The sequence below is a fragment of the Flavonifractor sp. An52 genome (assembly GCF_002159385.1).
In the GTDB taxonomy this organism is placed as follows: Bacteria; Bacillota; Clostridia; order Oscillospirales; family Oscillospiraceae; genus Flavonifractor; species Flavonifractor avicola.
This window is the reverse complement of sequence record NZ_NFIB01000042.1, coordinates 1-15,816: the sequence shown is the minus strand read 5'-3', so window position 1 is coordinate 15,816 and position 15,816 is coordinate 1. Positions and strand designations below refer to the sequence as shown.

The window sequence follows — 15,816 nt, the reverse complement described above, 5'->3', positions numbered from 1 at the left end:
TGGCAATCCGTTTCCTCGGCAAAAGGGGCGGATTCCCACGAAAAACGGCCGCCCACCGGGCGGCCGTTTTTCTCGGAATGACGGGTCTTTGTACGAGCTGCGCATTTTGCAACAGGCCCGCTTTCTTATTTCTGAGACTCTGGCAGCCCCTTCAGACGGAACCGCCGGCGGTCGGCCTCCAGCATCCCTTCCCTCTGTAACTGACCGATGGTGCGGGATAGTGCGCTTCGATCCACACAGAGGTAGTCCGCCAGCGCCTGGCGGTCAAAGGGCACCACCACCGTGGTCCGACCGGTGCGGGCTGCCTCCTCCTCCAGGTAGGAGAGCAGCCGCTCCCGAATAGTTCGTCCTGAGAGGTGATCCAGTTTCCCCGTGAGAAACAGATTTTTCTCCGCCAGCACCCACAGCAGGTTGTGGATCAGTTTTCCGTGGGCTCCGCAGGCCGAGGCACAGGGGGTAGATAGCCGCCTGCAATCCAGCAGCAGCACCGCCGTATCGGCTGTGGCGGTAACGGTGACCGGTAAACTCTCCGCCCCGGCACAGGCATAGGACTCGGCAAACAGCCGTCCTGGCCCCATCTCCCCCATCACGATCCGCTGCCCGTCAGGTCGGATGCGGCTCACCTGCACCTGACCGGCCAGCACTACGCCCAAATGGGTAGCTGGATCTCCCGCTCGAAGCACCGCAGTCCCCCGCGGATACCGCCGCACACCGCCGCCCATACAATCCAGCAGAGCAAACAGCTCCTCCTCTTCCATTCCGCGAAACAGCGCCGTCCGGCGCAGCGCTCCCCCATATTCCCGCATGGATGCCCTCCATTGAAGTCCTCGGCTCCTCACCTGATTTCTCTGTTATCCTATCAGATGTCCCTTCGAAATACAAGGAACTCTTGCAATACCAGGCCAGAACTGGTAAGATGGAACTACTCCATAAGAAACGGTGGGTGAAACCATGATGGTCTATTTCTCCCTGGGCGCTCTGTTCATCATCCTGGGCCTGATTTTCCTTCTGATCCCCTTTGAAAAACTGCAAACCGTTTTTCGGCGGATGCGCTCCAGCATCACTACAAAAGTGGGTGGAGCTGTGCTCCTGGTAGCCGGAATCGTTACCATGATTATGGGTCTGCTCCAGTAATATCTATGCGCCGGTGTGTTTTCTCCACCGGCGCACCTTTTTTGATCGTTTTTGCTTGCTTCCTATCTTGAGTTTTCTTTTTTAGCTGGATTTTACCAGAGGACGCCCCGATCAATTCGTCAGACTGTCTAAAAATCAGTCTGATTTTTTGTGTGTAAACTTGATTGATTATGATTGACTATGATTGTTATCAGTGCTATATTGAAGTCACAAGATAGAACAGTCATTTTCAATCAAACTAGAGCATAGAGGAGGGATTCTCAATGTTGGCAGAGCAGCGTTTTGAAACCATCCTACAGGAACTGACCAACAGCAGGGCTGCCAGCGTAACGCGTCTGTGCGAGCTCACCGGCGCATCAGAGGCCACCATCCGGCGGGATCTTACCATTCTGGCCCGCCAGGGCAGACTAAACAAGGTACACGGCGGAGCGGTTCTGACCAGCAGCACCTTTCAAGGGGAAGAACCGGACGTAACCACCAAGTCCCTGCTCCACCGGGATGAAAAAGATCTCATCGCCCATTATGCCGCCGAGCTTATCAACAATGACGACGTGGTCTACCTGGACGCAGGTACCACCACGGTACGGATGCTGGAGTATTTAAAGGGCTCCCGCGCCACCTTTGTCACCAACGGTATTGCCTGCGCCCAACGGCTGATGGAACTGGGGCTGCGCGGCTATGTGTTGGGCGGCTATCTTAAGCCGGGCACCTGGGCTGTGGTGGGCACCGGCGCGTTGGAGGAGCTTGGTAAGTATAACTTCACCAAGGCCTTCCTGGGCATTAACGGCATTACCATCCGTCAAGGCTTCACCACCCCCGACCCGGAGGAGGCCGCCATCAAGACCAAAGCCGCCGAGCAGTCCTACCTCACCTTTGTACTGGCCGACAGCAGCAAATTTGAGTTGGTATCCACTGTGACTGTACTTCCTCTGGAAAAGGCCACTATCATTACCGAGCATCTGCCCGATCCCAGCTATCTGGAACACACGGTGATCAAGGAGGTATCCGCATGATCTATACAGTAACCTTTAATCCCGCTCTGGACTATGTGGTTTGGATGGACGCTCTCCGTCCGGGCCAGATCAACCGCACTCAGAGCGAGGAGATCCAGTATGGCGGCAAGGGCATCAACGTGTCCACTGTTTTGTCCGCCTTGGGTGTGGAAAACGTAGCACTTGGTTTCCTGGCCGGCTTCACCGGCCGGGCCCTGGAGGAGGGTCTTCGGAGCCAGGGCATCCGCACCGACTTCATCTGGCTTCCCGATGGGCTGACCCGCATCAATGTCAAGGTCAAGGGAGGCGACGAGACCGAGATCAACGGCCAAGGTCCTACCATCGGGCCGGTGGCTCTGCGGTCTCTGCAAGATAAGCTGGACCGACTGGAGGCCGGGGACATCCTGGTGATCTCCGGCTCCGTGCCTGCCGCCCTGTCTCACGACGTGTACGAGCAGATTCTGGCCCGGCTGGAAGACCGGGGGATTCAGTTTGTGGTGGACAGCACCCGTGATCTGCTGTGCAGCGCACTCCCCTATCACCCCTTCCTTATCAAACCCAACAATCTCGAGCTGGGTGAGATTTTCGGGAAGACTCCTGTCACCGATACCGAGATCCGGCACTGCGCCGCTCAGCTGCAGGCCAAGGGTGCCCGCAACGTACTGGTCTCCATGGCAGGAGACGGCTCCCTGCTGGTGGACGAGCGGGGAAACTGCCACCGTCTGGGCGTACCTAAGGGTAAAGTCCGCAACTCGGTGGGAGCCGGTGACTCCATGGTAGCTGGCTTCCTGGCCGGCTGGCTGGAAACTGGCGACTACGCCTATGCCCAGCGTCTGGGCGCTGCTGCCGGTTCCGCCACTGCCTTTGCCGACGGACTGGCCACCAAAGAACAAATCATGGCACTGATCCATACCTTCTAAATCAGAAAGGAGCTCACTACCATGCGCATCATCGATCTGCTGAGCCCGGAAAAAATCGCACTGGGAGCGTCTGCCGCCGATAAGGAAGGCGCCATCGATCTGCTGGTGGACCTGCAAAGCAAAAGTGGCTGTCTCACCGATCGGGAGACCTATAAGCAGGCCATTCTGGCTCGTGAGTCCCAGACCAGCACCGCCATTGAGATGGGCATTGCCGTGCCCCACGCCAAAAGCGCCTGCGTCAAATCCCCCAGTCTGGCCGCCTGCATTCTGAAAGAGGGCGTAGATTACGGAGCCATGGACGGCCAGCCCTCCGACCTCTTCTTCATGATTGCCGCTCCCATGGACGGGGATCTGCATTTGGAGATCCTCTCCCACCTGATGGTGCTGCTGATGGATTTCAACTTTGTCAGCGAGCTGCGCGCTGCCTCTGACCCCAAAACCTTCATGGAAGTCATCGATAAATACGAGGCTGCCAAATTCCCTGAAGAGGTCCCTGCAGAAACCCCCGCCTCCGTTGTTGAAAGCCCCTCAGCCGGTCCCCGCATCCTGGCAGTCACCGCCTGCCCCACCGGCATTGCCCACACCTATATGGCTGCCGAGGCTCTGGAGAAAAAGGGCAAAGAGATCGGCATCTCCGTCAAGGTGGAAACCCAGGGCTCCGGCGGCGCCAAAAACATTCTGACCCAGGCAGAGATCGATACCTGTGACGGCATCATCATTGCCGCCGACAAAGAGGTTGATCTGGCCCGCTTTAACGGCAAGCCCGTCCTGCGGGTGCCCGTCTCCGATGGCATCCACAAGCCGGAGGAGCTGATCCGTCAGGCGCCCAACGCCCCCATCTATCATCACGCCGGCCAGGTGGTTCAGGAGACCTCCAATGAAAGCCTTGGCCGCAAGCTGTACAAGCAGCTGATGAACGGCGTCAGCCATATGCTGCCTTTCGTGATCGGCGGCGGCATTCTCATCGCTCTGGCCTTCCTGCTGGACGACGCCTCCATTGACTACGCCAACTTCGGCACCAACACCCCCATTGCCGCATGGTTCAAAAACATCGGCGGCGTGGCCTTCAACTTCATGCTGCCCATTCTGGCCGGTTACATCGCCATGTCCATTGCCGACCGCCCCGGCCTGATGGTCGGCTTTGTGGGCGGCGCACTGGCCGTGTCCGGCGCTACCTTCGCCTCCCCCTCCGGCACTTCCGTCTCCGCAGGTTTCCTTGGCGCGCTCATTGCCGGTTTTGCCGGCGGCTACCTGATGCTGGGTATGCGGAAGGTCTGCGACAAGCTGCCCCGGGCATTGGAGGGCCTCAAACCCATCCTGATCTACCCCGTGGTGGGACTTCTCATCATTGGCCTGTTTATGTGCCTCATCAATCCCATTGTGGGCGCCATCAACACCGCCCTGTACTCCGGTCTGGAGGCCATGGGCGAGGGCAGCAAGATCGTGCTCGGTATCGTACTGGCCGGTATGATGGCCGTGGATATGGGCGGTCCCTTCAATAAAGCCGCTTATGTGTTTGGTACCTCCACCCTGGCCACCATGGCCGCCGGACAGGGCTCCGATATCATGGCTACCGTCATGATCGGCGGCATGGTGCCCCCCATCGCCATTGCTCTGGCCACCACCTTCTTCCGCAACCGTTTCACCGAGGATGAGCGCAAGTCCGGCGTGGTCAACTACATCATGGGCCTGTGCTTCATCACCGAGGGTGCCATTCCCTTCGCCGCCAGCGATCCTCTCCGTGTCCTGCCCGCCTGCATTGTGGGCTCCGGTGTGGCCGGCGCTCTGTCCATGGCCTTTGGCTGCGCCCTCCCCGCACCTCACGGCGGCATCTTCGTCTTCCCCGTCATGACCAATATCCTGGGCTATGTGGTCGCCCTTGTGGTGGGCTCTCTGGTCGGCATGATTCTGCTGGGCCTGCTCAAAAAGAAAAAGGCTTAACCAAATTATCACCTCATCCATCCCATTTGACTGAATACAGAAAGGAAGTATTACTATGGTTACCGCTAAGACTAAGATCGTCAATCCCCAGGGTATGCATATGCGTCCCGCTCAGCTCTTTGTCAATACCATGGCCAAGTACAAGAGCGACGTCACCATCGTTTTCAACGGCAAGAACATCAACGCCAAGAGCATCATGCATCTGATGGCCGCCTGCATCAAGCAGGGCAGCGAGATCGAGATCCAGTGCTGCGGCGAGCAGGAGGCCGACGCTCTGAAGGCCGCTGTGGAGCTGGTGGAATCCGGTCTGGGCGAGTGATCGCCCGGACCCCCGAACCGACAAACAGGAGGAGACCGCTATGATCTTACGGGGCATCGCCGCTTCGGACGGAATCGGCATCGGTAAGGCCGTCTGCGTCCGGGAGCAAAGTCTGGACTACTCCGCCGTGAAATACGGCGGCAAAGAGGTAGAGAAAGATCGGCTCCAGGCAGCTATCACCCAGTTTAACGAGAAGACCACCGCCATGGCGGAGCACATCCGGGCACAGGTGGGAGAAAAGGAATCCGAGATCCTCACCGGCCAGATCATGATGCTGAGCGACCCCTTTATGCAGAGCCAGATGGAGGAGGTCATTGATGCCGGCCAGTGCGCCGAGGCAGCGGTGGATCAGGTGTGCACCATGTACGCCGAGATGTTCGCCGGAGTGGATGACGAGCTCATGCGCCAGCGCGCCACCGATGTGCGGGACATCCGCAGCCGGATGCTGGCCATCCTGCTGGGGGTCACCGGCGTGGATGTGAGTCATCTGCCCGCAGGCAGTGTGCTGGTAGCCCATGATCTGACGCCCTCCATGACGGTGGGCCTGGACAAGGAGCACGTTGCCGCCATCCTTACCGAGGTGGGCGGCCGGACCAGCCACTCCGCCATCCTTGCACGGGCCCTGGAGCTGCCCGCCGTACTCAGCGTGCCCCGGGTCATGGAGCAGCTGAAGGACGGTGACAGCGTCATCGTGGACGGCAGCGAAGGGACCGCCATGGTCAACCCGGACCAGCGCACTCTGGCCGAGTATCTGGCCAAGCAGGAGGAGTTCCTCCGCAGAAAGGCCCTGCTGGCTGTCTACCGGGACCGGGAGACCGTGGATGCCGAGGGCAACCGTTATGCCCTGTACTCCAACATCGGCTCCCCCGCGGAGGCTGGCGCAGCCGCGGAAGCTGGCGCCGAGGGCATCGGCCTGTTCCGCACCGAGTTCCTGTTCATGGACCGGAACAGCGTGCCTACTGAAACTGAACAGTATGAGGCCTATTTGGCTGTTTCCCGCATCATGGCGGGCAAAGAGGTCATCATCCGCACCCTGGATGTAGGCGGCGACAAGGCGGTAGAGTACCTGGGGATGGCACACGAGGACAACCCCTTCCTGGGCCACCGGGCCATCCGCTACTGCCTGGACAACCCCGACCTGTACAAGGTCCAGCTTCGGGCCCTGCTGCGGGCAGGCGCTGAGGAAAAGAACATCAAGATTATGCTGCCCCTGGTCACCTCTCTGGAGGAGATCCGCGGCGCCCGGGCTCTGTTGGAGACCTGCAAGGCCGAGCTGGAAGCTGAGGGTCTGCCCTACCACAAGGACATCCCCCTGGGTATCATGGTGGAGACTCCCGCTGCCGCCCTCATCGCCGACCTGTTGGCACGGGAGTGCGACTTCTTCTCCATCGGTACCAATGACCTGACCCAGTACACCATGGCGGTGGATCGGGGCAATGCCCAGGTGGAAAATCTGTACACCGCCTTCCATCCCGCTGTGCTCCGTTCCATCCGCAGCGTGATTACCGCGGCAAAAGAGGCTGGTATTCCGGTGGGTATGTGCGGCGAGGCTGCCGCCGATCCCCGACTCATCCCCCTGCTCATGACCTGGGGACTGGATGAGTTTTCCGTCAGTTCCTCTGCTGTACTGGCCACCCGTGCCCAGATCCATCACTGGCACGCTGCCCAGGCGGCCCAGGTAACCCAAGAGGCCATGAGCCTGTCCACCGCCTCCGGCGTGGAGGGTTATCTCCAGTCCGCAGTCAAAGACTAAACCTATCCTTTTTCCTTCTTCCTCATCAAACAGAGCGGCCCCCGGCTTTTGCCGGGGGCCGCTCCGTCATGATCCAACACTTAAGGAAGCCGGTTTTGTTCACCCCAGTCACACATCTGGTCCAAAATTGGAATCAGTGACCGCCCCCGCTCCGTAAGGCTGTACTCCACCTTGGGCGGAATCTGGGGGTACTCCTCCCGATGGATCAGCTGGTCTGCCTCCAGCTCCTTCAGGGTGGAGCTGAGGGTTTTATAGGAGATCCCAACAATATATTTTTTCATCTCATTAAACCGGACCACCCCGAAGCACATGAGCGTATAGAGAATGGTCATCTTATATTTTCCGCTGATCAGCGACAGAGTATAGCTGAAACCCGTATCGGCCAGCCGGGCGGCAGAAATACAACTCTTGTATGTTTCCGGTTCTCTCATGGAACGCTCTCCTTCAGGTTAGTATTGAACCTCAATGCAAGTATCGCACTTTTATGTGCGTACTTGTTCTTTCGCCTGTTCTTGCTATGATTGTAGTATCCAGTTCCGGGAAAGTCAATCCCGCATATATGAGGAGGAACATTATGGGCAAGAATGTGGTTGTAATTACAGGCAGTCCCCGCAAAAACGGGAACAGCTTCGCTTTGACTGAGAGCTTCATCAAAGCCGCGGAGGAAAAAGGCCACACCGTCACCCGATTTGACGCTGCCATGATGAACATCGGTGGCTGCCGGGCCTGCGAGACCTGCTTTCGGACAGGCAAGGCCTGTAGCTTTGACGATGATTTCAACACCATCGCCCCCGCCATTCTGGCAGCTGATGCCATTGTCTTTACCATGCCGGTATATTGGTACTCCATCCCCGCCCAGATCAAAGGCGTTATCGACCGGCTCTATTCCCTGGTGATCGGAGGCAAAAACATCGCCGGAAAGGAGTGCGCCCTGATCGCCTGCTGTGAGGAGAAGGAACTGTCTGTCCTGGATGGGGTTCGCATCCCAATGGAGCGCACCGCCGCGCTGAATCAGTGGACCATGGTGGGTGAAGTACTGGTGCCTGGCGTACTGAACCCAGGCGACGTAAACAAGACCGACGGCTGCCGGCAGGCGGCCGCCCTGGCAGATCGGATTTGACCAGTGTCACAGGTTTCCTGATTTTCTGAATAAGCTTAAAAAGGCTTCCCTGCGCTGTCGTGCAGGGAAGCCTTTTTGTGTTCTGAACGATTGGACCAGCTCAGTAGCCCTGAGGGGTCTGGCCCTTTACCAGCTTGACGATGGCGGAAGTACCCAGGCGGTCGGCGCCCAGGTTGATGAAGTCCTCAGCATCCTGAAGGGTGCGGATGCCGCCAGCGGCCTTGATACGCACCTGGGGACCCACGTTGGCCTTGAAGAGGGCCACATCCTCCCGGGTAGCGCCGCCGGTAGAAAAGCCGGTGGAGGTCTTGATATAGTCGGCCCCCGCCTCGGTGACGATCTGGCACATCTTTACCTTCTCCTCCTGGGTGAGCAGGCAGGTCTCCACGATGACCTTCAGGATACGCCCCTGGCAGGAGGCTTTGATAGACTTGATCTCCTCCAGCAGGTCATCCCACCGCTGGTCCTTGACCCAGCCGATATTGATGACCATATCAATCTCATCAGCGCCATTGCGAATAGCGTCCTCAGTCTCAAAGACCTTAACAGCGGTGGTGGAGTAGCCGTTGGGGAAACCAATGACGGTGCAGATCTTCAAATCATTTCCCACATAGTCAGCTGCCTGCTTGACAAAAGAGGCGGGGATGCAGACGGAGGCACACTCGTACTTCAGGCCATCGTCACACACGGCCTTGATCTGCCCCCAGGTAGACTCCTGCTTGAGCAGCGTGTGGTCACAGTGGGCCAGAATCTCCTTTACGTCCATGTCAAATCTTCCTTTCTTTGGGCGTTATTTTACCTCGATCAGCTCATAGGCACGGGTACCCACACCGATCTTTTCACAGTGCGCCAGACAAACCTTCCAGTCAGTTTCCGGCATACTGTTGATAAAGTGATCATGGTGGTCGCAGAATCCGGGCTGATGCATCTGTTCATCCAGTGCGGAGCCGGGGATGGGAGCCTGACGCAGGCAGGCGTCGGCACAGGCCTGATCCAGCGCCACGGCATCGAAGGAAGCAAACATCCCCACATCAGGCAGGATGGGCAGATCATTCTCTCCATGGCAGTCACAGTAGGGGGACACATCGATGACCAGGCTGATATGGAACTGGGGACGGCCGTCCACCACTGCCTTGGCGTATTCCGCCATACGGCAGCTCAGCTCCTCCATGGCGGCGTCGTAGCCCGCGTGGATGGCGTCGGCGTTGCACACTGCGATGCAGCGGCCGCAGCCCACACACTTATTCTGATCAATGGAAGCCTTCCGGTCCTCCCCGTAGGAGATAGCATCATGGGCACACTGGGCGGAACACTTCCGGCAGCCTACGCAGTGCTTCTGATTGACCACCGGCTTACCCTGAGCGTGCTGCTCCATCTTGCCCCGGCGGGAACCGCAGCCCATGCCCAGGTTCTTAATGGCGCCGCCAAAGCCGGTCTGCTCATGACCCTTGAAGTGGGACAGAGAAATGATTACATCAGCCTCCATAATGGCCTTGCCGATCTTGGCCGTGGTGATGTGCTCCGCACCTTCCACAGGCACCTCCACATCATCGTTACCACGCAGGCCGTCGCCGATAATAACCTGACAGCCGGTAGACAGCGGAGAGAAACCATTCTCAAAAGCGGCATCCAGATGCTCCAGGGCATTCTTCCGCCGACCGGGATACAGGGTGTTGCAGTCGGTCAGGAAGGGCACGCCGCCCAGACTCTTTACCACATCCGCAACCACTTTCGCGTAGTTGGGCCGCAGAAAGGCCAGATTGCCCGGCTCTCCGAAGTGCATCTTGATGGCCACCAGCTTGTGGTCAAAATCGATCTCGCCGATCCCGGCAGTGCGGATCAGCTTCTCCAACTTATTCAGCAGGTTTTTCCCAGGCTGACAGCGCAGGTCAGAGTAGTATACCTTTGCCTGTTCCATAGGTGTAACATTCCTCCCAGTTTACACTGTAATGTTTATTCAACTTATTTTATACCGGTTTTCCTGGAACCGCAAGTGCTTTTCTTGTGCACGCCTTTTTCGCCACCCCACTTTGAAAGGTGCCCCCTGTGTTCTTTCATCTGCGCTTTATTTTTGCATTATGTTACCGAAAACCTGATAGTTTCCTTTTTCTTCTTTTCCCCATTGTGGAAATCTCTGTGGATATGTGGACAAATTCATCCATAAATCAGGTGTCTCTATTCTGGCCCTCATATTTCCACCTCTCATATATTTAATTATGTAAACTATTATTCTATTTTGATTGCCCTTTTAGAGTGTCGTTTTTCCCAGGTTTACTGCAAATATCAGCACCCATTTTTCATTCGTCTTTTTCCCTGGCCAAATCGACGAACCTATTCTTGCAGCAACTCCTTCATTTTTTCACCTATAGAGCAGCTTCATACCGCACATCCTAACTTCGGGGTGATATGATGAGAGCATATTACAGGGATCTTTATGTCCTGTTTCGCCACGATTCCAGAGCGCAGGAATACTTTGACCACCTGCCCGCTCATGTACAGGACCGCATCAGCGCTCAATACCGCCAGATTGACTCCATGGACCAGCTGGAGCGCTTTGCTGCCCGTTACCACGCGCCCCTCTTTCCTCTGGAGGGTATCGGCGGGCAAACCTTTCTTCCTCCGCCGGTGCAGCCATAGGTCTGCACATTGCTTTGCATCGGGCGTTCTTCTGTGCTATAATGTGACAAAGCACAAAAGGAGGCCGTTATCATGGAATTGACCCGCGCGCAGGCCCTGGACCTGCTGAAAACATACAATAAGGAACCCTTCCATCTCCGTCACGCCTTTACCGTAGAGGCTGTCATGGGCTGGTTTGCCCGTCAGCTGGGCTATGAGACGGAAGCTGACTTCTGGGCCACAGCAGGACTCCTCCACGATCTGGACTTTGAGCAGTATCCCGACGAGCACTGCGTCAAGGTCCGGGAGATCATGGAGGAGCAAGGCCTGGACCCCGCCCTCATCCACGCGGTGGTCAGCCACGGCTGGGGTATGACCGAGGGCAACGCAGAGCCGGAGCACCAGATGGAGAAGGTTCTCTTTGCTGTCGACGAGCTCACCGGCCTGATCGGGGCTGCCGCCCTCATGCGTCCCTCCAAGAGCGTGCAGGATATGGAGTTATCCAGTCTGAAAAAGAAGTACAAGGACAAACGCTTTGCCGCCGGCTGCTCCCGGGAAACCATCGCCCAGGGCGCCCAACTGCTGGGCTGGGAACTGAACGACCTGCTGGAGCGCACCCTTCAGGCCATGAAGGACTGTGAGGCCTCCATTGAGGCCCAGTGCGCCGACCTTTAAGCGTACTGATCCAAGGACCTGCTGCCCCTCCCGACAGCAGGTCCTTCTTTTTTCTTTATTCATATTATTTTGCTAGGATTTTCACCTCATCTATGATATACTGTTAGCTGTTGTATCCCCACAGAAAAAAGGAGCGTAGCATACCCATGGACCTGATATTGACAGACTGCCCCCTCTCTTCCTTGCCCGCAGGTAGTGATTTGCGGCTGGTCAACGTGGCGGAACAGGCGATTGCCCCCTGCGTGGGCTGCTTTGGATGCTGGATCAAGACGCCAGGCCGCTGCGTCATTCGGGACGACGCCCCGTCCATCTATCCGGATATTGCCCGCTGTGACCGGCTGCTGGTGGTCAGTCATCTGTTCCTGGGCTGCTATGATCTGCCCATGAAGCGGTTGATGGAGCGTTCCCTACCCAATCAGCAGGCCTTTATCCGCCTTCACCACGGAGAAAGTCACCACGTCCAGCGTGCCGTGAAGCCAAAGGAACTGACGGTGGTGGCTTACGGCGCCCAGGATGAGGAGGAGCAGGCCGTGTTCGACCGCTGGTTGACCCGCAATGCCCTGAATACGCTGGCGGAGCACTATACCATTCACTTCGCAGATTCCCAGGCCCAGGCGGAAGAGCTGGCCGGAAAGGTGGTACAGACATGGGCAAACTGATGATTATCAACGGCAGCCCCCGGGCCCCTAAATCCAACTCCAAGCAATACATTCAGGCCTTTTTGTCCGCCTGGTCCGGCTCATATGAACAGTACAGCGTACTCCAGCGGCAGCACACCGCCTGCCTGGAACAGTTGAGGGAATGCTCCGACCTGCTGCTGGTTTTTCCCCTCTATACCGATGGCCTACCTTCCGGTCTGATGGAATTTTTGAAGGCCATGCTGGAGCAACCTACCGCCCCCCTTACCGTCCATGTGATCATTAACTGCGGCTTTCGGGAGCCCCATCAGAACGATGTGGCGATAGACATGATCCGGCTCTTCTGTAAACGGGGCGGGCATAAGCTGGGAAGTGTTCTGCGGATGGGCTGCGGCGAGGCCTTCCCCACCACTCCGTTTATGGGGATGGCTCGTCGAAAGATCCAAAAGCTGGCCCGATCCATTCAAAAAGGCCGCTCTGTTCAGCTTTCCATCACCATGCCGTTGACAAAGGGATTGTTCCTGCGGGCCGCCAACCGGTACTGGCTGAGCCGGGGCGCGCAATTCGGGAACTCCCAGACCCAGATGGCCGCCATGGATATCGAAGGCCCGTAAGGTATAATGGGGCGCGGCTCTGTATATACTGACTCCAGGTGATACAATATGAAACAAGTTCCCTGGAAAATCTATGCCCTGTTTATCCTCGTTACGGAGGGAGTGGGCTTTCTCTCCGGCTGGCTCACCCGGGACGGAGCTCAGGCTTACAGTCAGTCCATTATACAGCCGCCTCTGTCCCCGCCTGCCATCGTCTTTCCCATTGTCTGGCGCATCCTCTTTGCCCTGATGGCCATTGCTGCCGCCCGGATCTGGCTCTCACCGCCGTCGGATCTCCGAACCCGGGGGCTGGTGCTCTACGCCGTACAACTGGTCTTTAATTTCTTCTGGAGCATCCTGTTCTTTAATCTCCAAGCCTTCGGTTTTGCCCTTATTTGGCTGGTGGTGCTATGGGCACTGATCCTTTGGCTGTTCCTCACCTTCCGCAAGATTGACCCCATTGCCGCCTGGCTGCTGTTCCCCTACCTGCTGTGGGTGAGTTTTGCCGCCTACCTTAACCTAGGCGTTTGGTATCTCAATCGATAAAAAAATCCGGCAGGCATGGCCTGCCGGATTTTCTATTCAGTTCTTGCCAAAAAACAGCTTCATATCCTCTTCCACGGTACCAATGCCGGCGATACCAAAGTTGTCCACCAGCACCTTGACCACATTGGGGCTGAGGAAGGCGGGCAGTGTGGGCCCCAGGTGGATGTTTTTCACACCCAGGTACAACAACGCCAGCAGCACGATGACCGCCTTCTGCTCATACCAGGCGATGTTGTACACGATAGGCAGGTCGTTGATATCGTCCAGCCCAAAAACCTCCTTCAGCTTCAGGGCAATGACCGCCAGAGAGTAAGAGTCGTTGCACTGGCCCGCGTCCAGCACCCGGGGAATTCCACCGATGTCCCCCAGGTCCAGCTTGTTGTACTTGTACTTGGCGCAGCCGGCAGTGAGGATCACCGTGTCCCGAGGCAGGGCCTTGGCAAACTCGGTGTAGTAGTTCCGGCTCTTGGCCCGACCGTCACAGCCTGCCATCACCACAAACTTTTTGATGGCGCCGCTCTTAACAGCCTCCACTACCTGGTCGGCCAGGGCCAGCACCTGAGCATGGGCAAAGCCGCCCACGATCTCGCCGGTCTCGATCTCCTCAGGGGGAGCGCATTTCTTTGCGTGCTCGATGAGGGCGGAGAAGTCCTTCTTCTCCCCTACACCGCCGGTGATGTGCTTGCAGCCGGGGAATCCGGTGGCTCCGGTGGTATACAGCCGGTCCTTGTAGCTCTCCTTGGGCGGCACGATGCAGTTGGTGGTCATGAGGATGGGGCCATGGAAGGACTCAAACTCCTCCTTCTGCTTCCACCAGGCATTGCCGTAGTTGCCCACAAAGTTGGAATATTTCTTGAAGGCGGGGTAGTAATGGGCAGGCAGCATCTCCGAGTGGGTATACACATCCACGCCGGTGCCCTGGGTCTGCTCCAGCAACTGCTCCAGGTCTTTCAGATCGTGGCCGGATACCAGAATACCCGGATTCTTGCCCACGCCGATGTTGACCCTGGTAATCTCCGGATTGCCGTAGGCCCCAGTGTTAGCCTTATCCAGCAGGGCCATGCCCTGAACGCCGTATTTGCCGGTCTCCAGAGTCAGGGCCACCAGGTCGTCGGCGGTGAGGCCGTCATCCAGGGTAGCCGCCAGAGCCCGCTGAAGGAAGGCGTCCACCTCGTCATCGTCCTGCATCAGCGCATTGGCGTGCTTGGAGTAGGCGGACAGGCCTTTGAGGCCGTAGGTAATGAGCTCCCGCAGAGAGCGAATGTCCTCATTTTCAGTAGACAGTACTCCCACCTGGGCAGCCTTGACCGTCCAATCCCCGGAGCCGTCCCACAGGGCGGCCTCAGGCAGGCTCTCCCGTTCCTTTACCCGGGCCAGCAAATCCGTCTTGGCCTCAAGGGTGGCACGGATGCGGGCCTCAATGGCCTCTTTATCAAAATTAGCATTGGTGATGGTGGTAAACAAATTCAGGGTGATGAGGTGATTGACCGACCGCTCCACCGGCAGGCCCTGCGCCCGCAGGGCGGTGGTCACCGCGGACAACCCCTTTGTCACATAGACCAGCAGATCCTGCATAGCCGCCACATCGGCGGTCTTGCCGCAAACACCCACCCGGGTGCAGCCGGTGCAGCCGGCGGTCTCCTGGCACTGATAGCAAAACATATTGTGTTCCATTGATAAGCCCTCCTGGTTTTGCACGGCCCGCTTGCCGTTGTGGGCTTAGTATAGTATAATATCAACAACAAGTCTGTTGTTAAAACAACACTCAGGAGGGAAATATGAAGGGAACCTTGCTGGCCAACACCGCCCTGTTCCGGGGAACATCTTCCCTGGAGGCGGAGGCCATGCTGAACTGCCTCGGCGCAATGGAGCGAGGATATGCCAAGGGGGAGCAGATCTACCATAGCGGAGATTATGTCACTGATCTGGGCATGGTACTCTCTGGCAGCACACTGATCCAGACCGACGACCTGTGGGGCAACACCACTGTATTGGACAAAATTGGCCCTGGACAGATTTTTGCCGAAACCTATGCCTGTGTACCGGGAGAACCTCTGATGGTGGATGTAGTGGCAGCAGAGGAGAGCCAGGTACTCTTCCTCAATGTTGAACGAGTGTTACAAGTATGCCCCCATACCTGCGCCCACCACAGCAAGCTGATTCGAAACCTGCTCCTTTTGTCCGCCCAGAAAAATCTGAATTTGTCTCGGAAGATCTTCCACACCGCTTCCAAAACCATCCGGGGGCGTCTGCTCTCCTATCTGTCCTACCAGGCCCGCCGGAGCGGCAGCCCCAGTTTCACCGTTCCCTTCAACCGTCAGCAGCTGGCCGACTATCTGAACGTGGAGCGCAGCGCTCTGTCCAACGAGTTGAGCAAAATGCAGCGGGACGGGCTGCTGCTGGTGGAGAGAAACCGCTTTACCCTCACCTCCGATTTGTCTCATCTCTGAAGTCAAAACCTCCGGCTAAGCCGGAGGCTTGAGTAGGCCCTAAAAGGGCCTGATACGGACGAAGCCCCTTAAGGGGCCCCGAAAGGTTTGCCGACTGCATTTCTTTCTCGGGCTTACCC

The 15,816-nt window shown here is 57.4% G+C and carries 17 protein-coding genes; 12 read left to right on the top strand and 5 right to left on the bottom strand.

Features of this window, described 5'->3' with window-relative positions; genetic code table 11:
• Nucleotides 1–125: 125 nt before the first annotated feature.
• Nucleotides 126–806, bottom strand: a complete 681-nt coding sequence (locus tag B5G06_RS12755) for a Crp/Fnr family transcriptional regulator (RefSeq protein ID WP_087189436.1) — start codon at nucleotides 804–806, stop codon at nucleotides 126–128.
• 145 nt (nucleotides 807–951) lie between these two features.
• Between B5G06_RS12755 and B5G06_RS12750 the strand changes: the two genes are divergently transcribed.
• From B5G06_RS12750 to ptsP, 6 genes are all read left to right on the top strand, one after another.
• Nucleotides 952–1,134 carry a hypothetical protein gene (locus B5G06_RS12750; protein WP_087189435.1) on the top strand — a complete coding sequence of 61 codons (183 nt, stop codon included), beginning with the start codon at nucleotides 952–954 and terminating at the stop codon, nucleotides 1,132–1,134.
• Between the two features lie 263 nt (nucleotides 1,135–1,397).
• Nucleotides 1,398–2,147: a DeoR/GlpR family DNA-binding transcription regulator gene (locus B5G06_RS12745; protein ID WP_087189434.1), complete on the top strand. Its 750-nt coding sequence runs from the start codon at nucleotides 1,398–1,400 to the stop codon at nucleotides 2,145–2,147.
• Complete coding sequence (pfkB, locus tag B5G06_RS12740; RefSeq protein ID WP_087189433.1) at nucleotides 2,144–3,046, top strand: 1-phosphofructokinase; 903 nt, start codon at nucleotides 2,144–2,146, stop codon at nucleotides 3,044–3,046. Before B5G06_RS12745 ends, pfkB begins: the two co-directional genes overlap by 4 nt.
• A 21-nt stretch (nucleotides 3,047–3,067) precedes the next feature.
• Nucleotides 3,068–4,987, top strand: coding sequence for a PTS fructose transporter subunit IIABC (locus B5G06_RS12735; RefSeq protein WP_087189432.1), 1,920 nt, complete (start codon nucleotides 3,068–3,070; stop codon nucleotides 4,985–4,987).
• A 55-nt stretch (nucleotides 4,988–5,042) separates the two neighbouring features.
• On the top strand, nucleotides 5,043–5,306 hold the full coding sequence (locus B5G06_RS12730) for an HPr family phosphocarrier protein (protein ID WP_087189431.1): 264 nt from the start codon (nucleotides 5,043–5,045) through the stop codon (nucleotides 5,304–5,306).
• Between the two features lie 40 nt (nucleotides 5,307–5,346).
• Nucleotides 5,347–7,059 carry a phosphoenolpyruvate--protein phosphotransferase gene (gene ptsP, locus B5G06_RS12725; protein ID WP_204220857.1) on the top strand — a complete coding sequence of 571 codons (1,713 nt, stop codon included), beginning with the start codon at nucleotides 5,347–5,349 and terminating at the stop codon, nucleotides 7,057–7,059.
• Nucleotides 7,060–7,139: 80 nt separating this feature from the next.
• Here the strand turns inward: ptsP and B5G06_RS12720 are convergent, their stop codons facing one another.
• Nucleotides 7,140–7,490, bottom strand: a complete 351-nt coding sequence (locus B5G06_RS12720; protein ID WP_087189430.1) for a winged helix-turn-helix transcriptional regulator — start codon at nucleotides 7,488–7,490, stop codon at nucleotides 7,140–7,142.
• A 143-nt stretch (nucleotides 7,491–7,633) separates the two neighbouring features.
• On the opposite strand from B5G06_RS12720, the gene B5G06_RS12715 reads away from it, so the two are divergent.
• Nucleotides 7,634–8,179 carry a flavodoxin family protein gene (locus tag B5G06_RS12715; RefSeq protein ID WP_087189429.1) on the top strand — a complete coding sequence of 182 codons (546 nt, stop codon included), beginning with the start codon at nucleotides 7,634–7,636 and terminating at the stop codon, nucleotides 8,177–8,179.
• A gap of 100 nt (nucleotides 8,180–8,279) precedes the next feature.
• Here B5G06_RS12715 and deoC read toward each other — a convergent pair whose 3' ends face one another.
• Nucleotides 8,280–8,945: a deoxyribose-phosphate aldolase gene (gene deoC, locus B5G06_RS12710; RefSeq protein WP_087189428.1), complete on the bottom strand. Its 666-nt coding sequence runs from the start codon at nucleotides 8,943–8,945 to the stop codon at nucleotides 8,280–8,282.
• A gap of 24 nt (nucleotides 8,946–8,969) precedes the next feature.
• On the bottom strand, nucleotides 8,970–10,097 hold the full coding sequence (locus tag B5G06_RS12705; RefSeq protein ID WP_087189427.1) for a DUF362 domain-containing protein: 1,128 nt from the start codon (nucleotides 10,095–10,097) through the stop codon (nucleotides 8,970–8,972).
• A 791-nt stretch (nucleotides 10,098–10,888) separates the two neighbouring features.
• Here B5G06_RS12705 and B5G06_RS12695 point away from each other — a divergent pair.
• The 4 genes from B5G06_RS12695 (at nucleotide 10,889) to B5G06_RS12680 (ending at nucleotide 13,247) form a co-directional block, all read left to right on the top strand.
• Nucleotides 10,889–11,470, top strand: coding sequence for an HD domain-containing protein (locus B5G06_RS12695; protein WP_087189425.1), 582 nt, complete (start codon nucleotides 10,889–10,891; stop codon nucleotides 11,468–11,470).
• A 146-nt stretch (nucleotides 11,471–11,616) separates the two neighbouring features.
• Nucleotides 11,617–12,129, top strand: coding sequence for a flavodoxin family protein (locus B5G06_RS12690; protein ID WP_143382756.1), 513 nt, complete (start codon nucleotides 11,617–11,619; stop codon nucleotides 12,127–12,129).
• On the top strand, nucleotides 12,117–12,722 hold the full coding sequence (locus B5G06_RS12685) for a hypothetical protein (protein ID WP_087189423.1): 606 nt from the start codon (nucleotides 12,117–12,119) through the stop codon (nucleotides 12,720–12,722). Before B5G06_RS12690 ends, B5G06_RS12685 begins: the two co-directional genes overlap by 13 nt.
• 48 nt (nucleotides 12,723–12,770) lie before the next feature.
• Nucleotides 12,771–13,247: a TspO/MBR family protein gene (locus B5G06_RS12680; RefSeq protein WP_087189422.1), complete on the top strand. Its 477-nt coding sequence runs from the start codon at nucleotides 12,771–12,773 to the stop codon at nucleotides 13,245–13,247.
• A 36-nt stretch (nucleotides 13,248–13,283) separates the two neighbouring features.
• On the opposite strand, the gene hcp is transcribed toward B5G06_RS12680, so the two are convergent.
• Complete coding sequence (gene hcp, locus B5G06_RS12675; protein WP_087189421.1) at nucleotides 13,284–14,921, bottom strand: hydroxylamine reductase; 1,638 nt, start codon at nucleotides 14,919–14,921, stop codon at nucleotides 13,284–13,286.
• Between the two features lie 104 nt (nucleotides 14,922–15,025).
• Between hcp and B5G06_RS12670 the strand changes: the two genes are divergently transcribed.
• Complete coding sequence (locus B5G06_RS12670; RefSeq protein ID WP_087189420.1) at nucleotides 15,026–15,697, top strand: Crp/Fnr family transcriptional regulator; 672 nt, start codon at nucleotides 15,026–15,028, stop codon at nucleotides 15,695–15,697.
• Nucleotides 15,698–15,816: the final 119 nt, after the last annotated feature.

What these genes read in the sequence shown, in the direction of transcription:
- B5G06_RS12690 (WP_143382756.1), top strand. Translation starts at nt 11,617, where the DNA reads ATGGACCTGATATTGACAGACTGCCCCCTCTCTTCCTTGCCCGCAGGT.
- B5G06_RS12750 (WP_087189435.1), top strand. Translation starts at nt 952, where the DNA reads ATGATGGTCTATTTCTCCCTGGGCGCTCTGTTCATCATCCTGGGCCTG.
- B5G06_RS12670 (WP_087189420.1), top strand. Translation starts at nt 15,026, where the DNA reads ATGAAGGGAACCTTGCTGGCCAACACCGCCCTGTTCCGGGGAACATCT.
- pfkB (WP_087189433.1), top strand. Translation starts at nt 2,144, where the DNA reads ATGATCTATACAGTAACCTTTAATCCCGCTCTGGACTATGTGGTTTGG.
- B5G06_RS12685 (WP_087189423.1), top strand. Translation starts at nt 12,117, where the DNA reads ATGGGCAAACTGATGATTATCAACGGCAGCCCCCGGGCCCCTAAATCC.
- B5G06_RS12715 (WP_087189429.1), top strand. Translation starts at nt 7,634, where the DNA reads ATGGGCAAGAATGTGGTTGTAATTACAGGCAGTCCCCGCAAAAACGGG.
- B5G06_RS12735 (WP_087189432.1), top strand. Translation starts at nt 3,068, where the DNA reads ATGCGCATCATCGATCTGCTGAGCCCGGAAAAAATCGCACTGGGAGCG.
- B5G06_RS12695 (WP_087189425.1), top strand. Translation starts at nt 10,889, where the DNA reads ATGGAATTGACCCGCGCGCAGGCCCTGGACCTGCTGAAAACATACAAT.
- B5G06_RS12755 (WP_087189436.1), bottom strand. Translation starts at nt 806, where the DNA reads ATGCGGGAATATGGGGGAGCGCTGCGCCGGACGGCGCTGTTTCGCGGA.
- ptsP (WP_204220857.1), top strand. Translation starts at nt 5,347, where the DNA reads ATGATCTTACGGGGCATCGCCGCTTCGGACGGAATCGGCATCGGTAAG.
- hcp (WP_087189421.1), bottom strand. Translation starts at nt 14,921, where the DNA reads ATGGAACACAATATGTTTTGCTATCAGTGCCAGGAGACCGCCGGCTGC.
- B5G06_RS12745 (WP_087189434.1), top strand. Translation starts at nt 1,398, where the DNA reads ATGTTGGCAGAGCAGCGTTTTGAAACCATCCTACAGGAACTGACCAAC.
- B5G06_RS12680 (WP_087189422.1), top strand. Translation starts at nt 12,771, where the DNA reads ATGAAACAAGTTCCCTGGAAAATCTATGCCCTGTTTATCCTCGTTACG.
- deoC (WP_087189428.1), bottom strand. Translation starts at nt 8,945, where the DNA reads ATGGACGTAAAGGAGATTCTGGCCCACTGTGACCACACGCTGCTCAAG.
- B5G06_RS12720 (WP_087189430.1), bottom strand. Translation starts at nt 7,490, where the DNA reads ATGAGAGAACCGGAAACATACAAGAGTTGTATTTCTGCCGCCCGGCTG.
- B5G06_RS12730 (WP_087189431.1), top strand. Translation starts at nt 5,043, where the DNA reads ATGGTTACCGCTAAGACTAAGATCGTCAATCCCCAGGGTATGCATATG.
- B5G06_RS12705 (WP_087189427.1), bottom strand. Translation starts at nt 10,097, where the DNA reads ATGGAACAGGCAAAGGTATACTACTCTGACCTGCGCTGTCAGCCTGGG.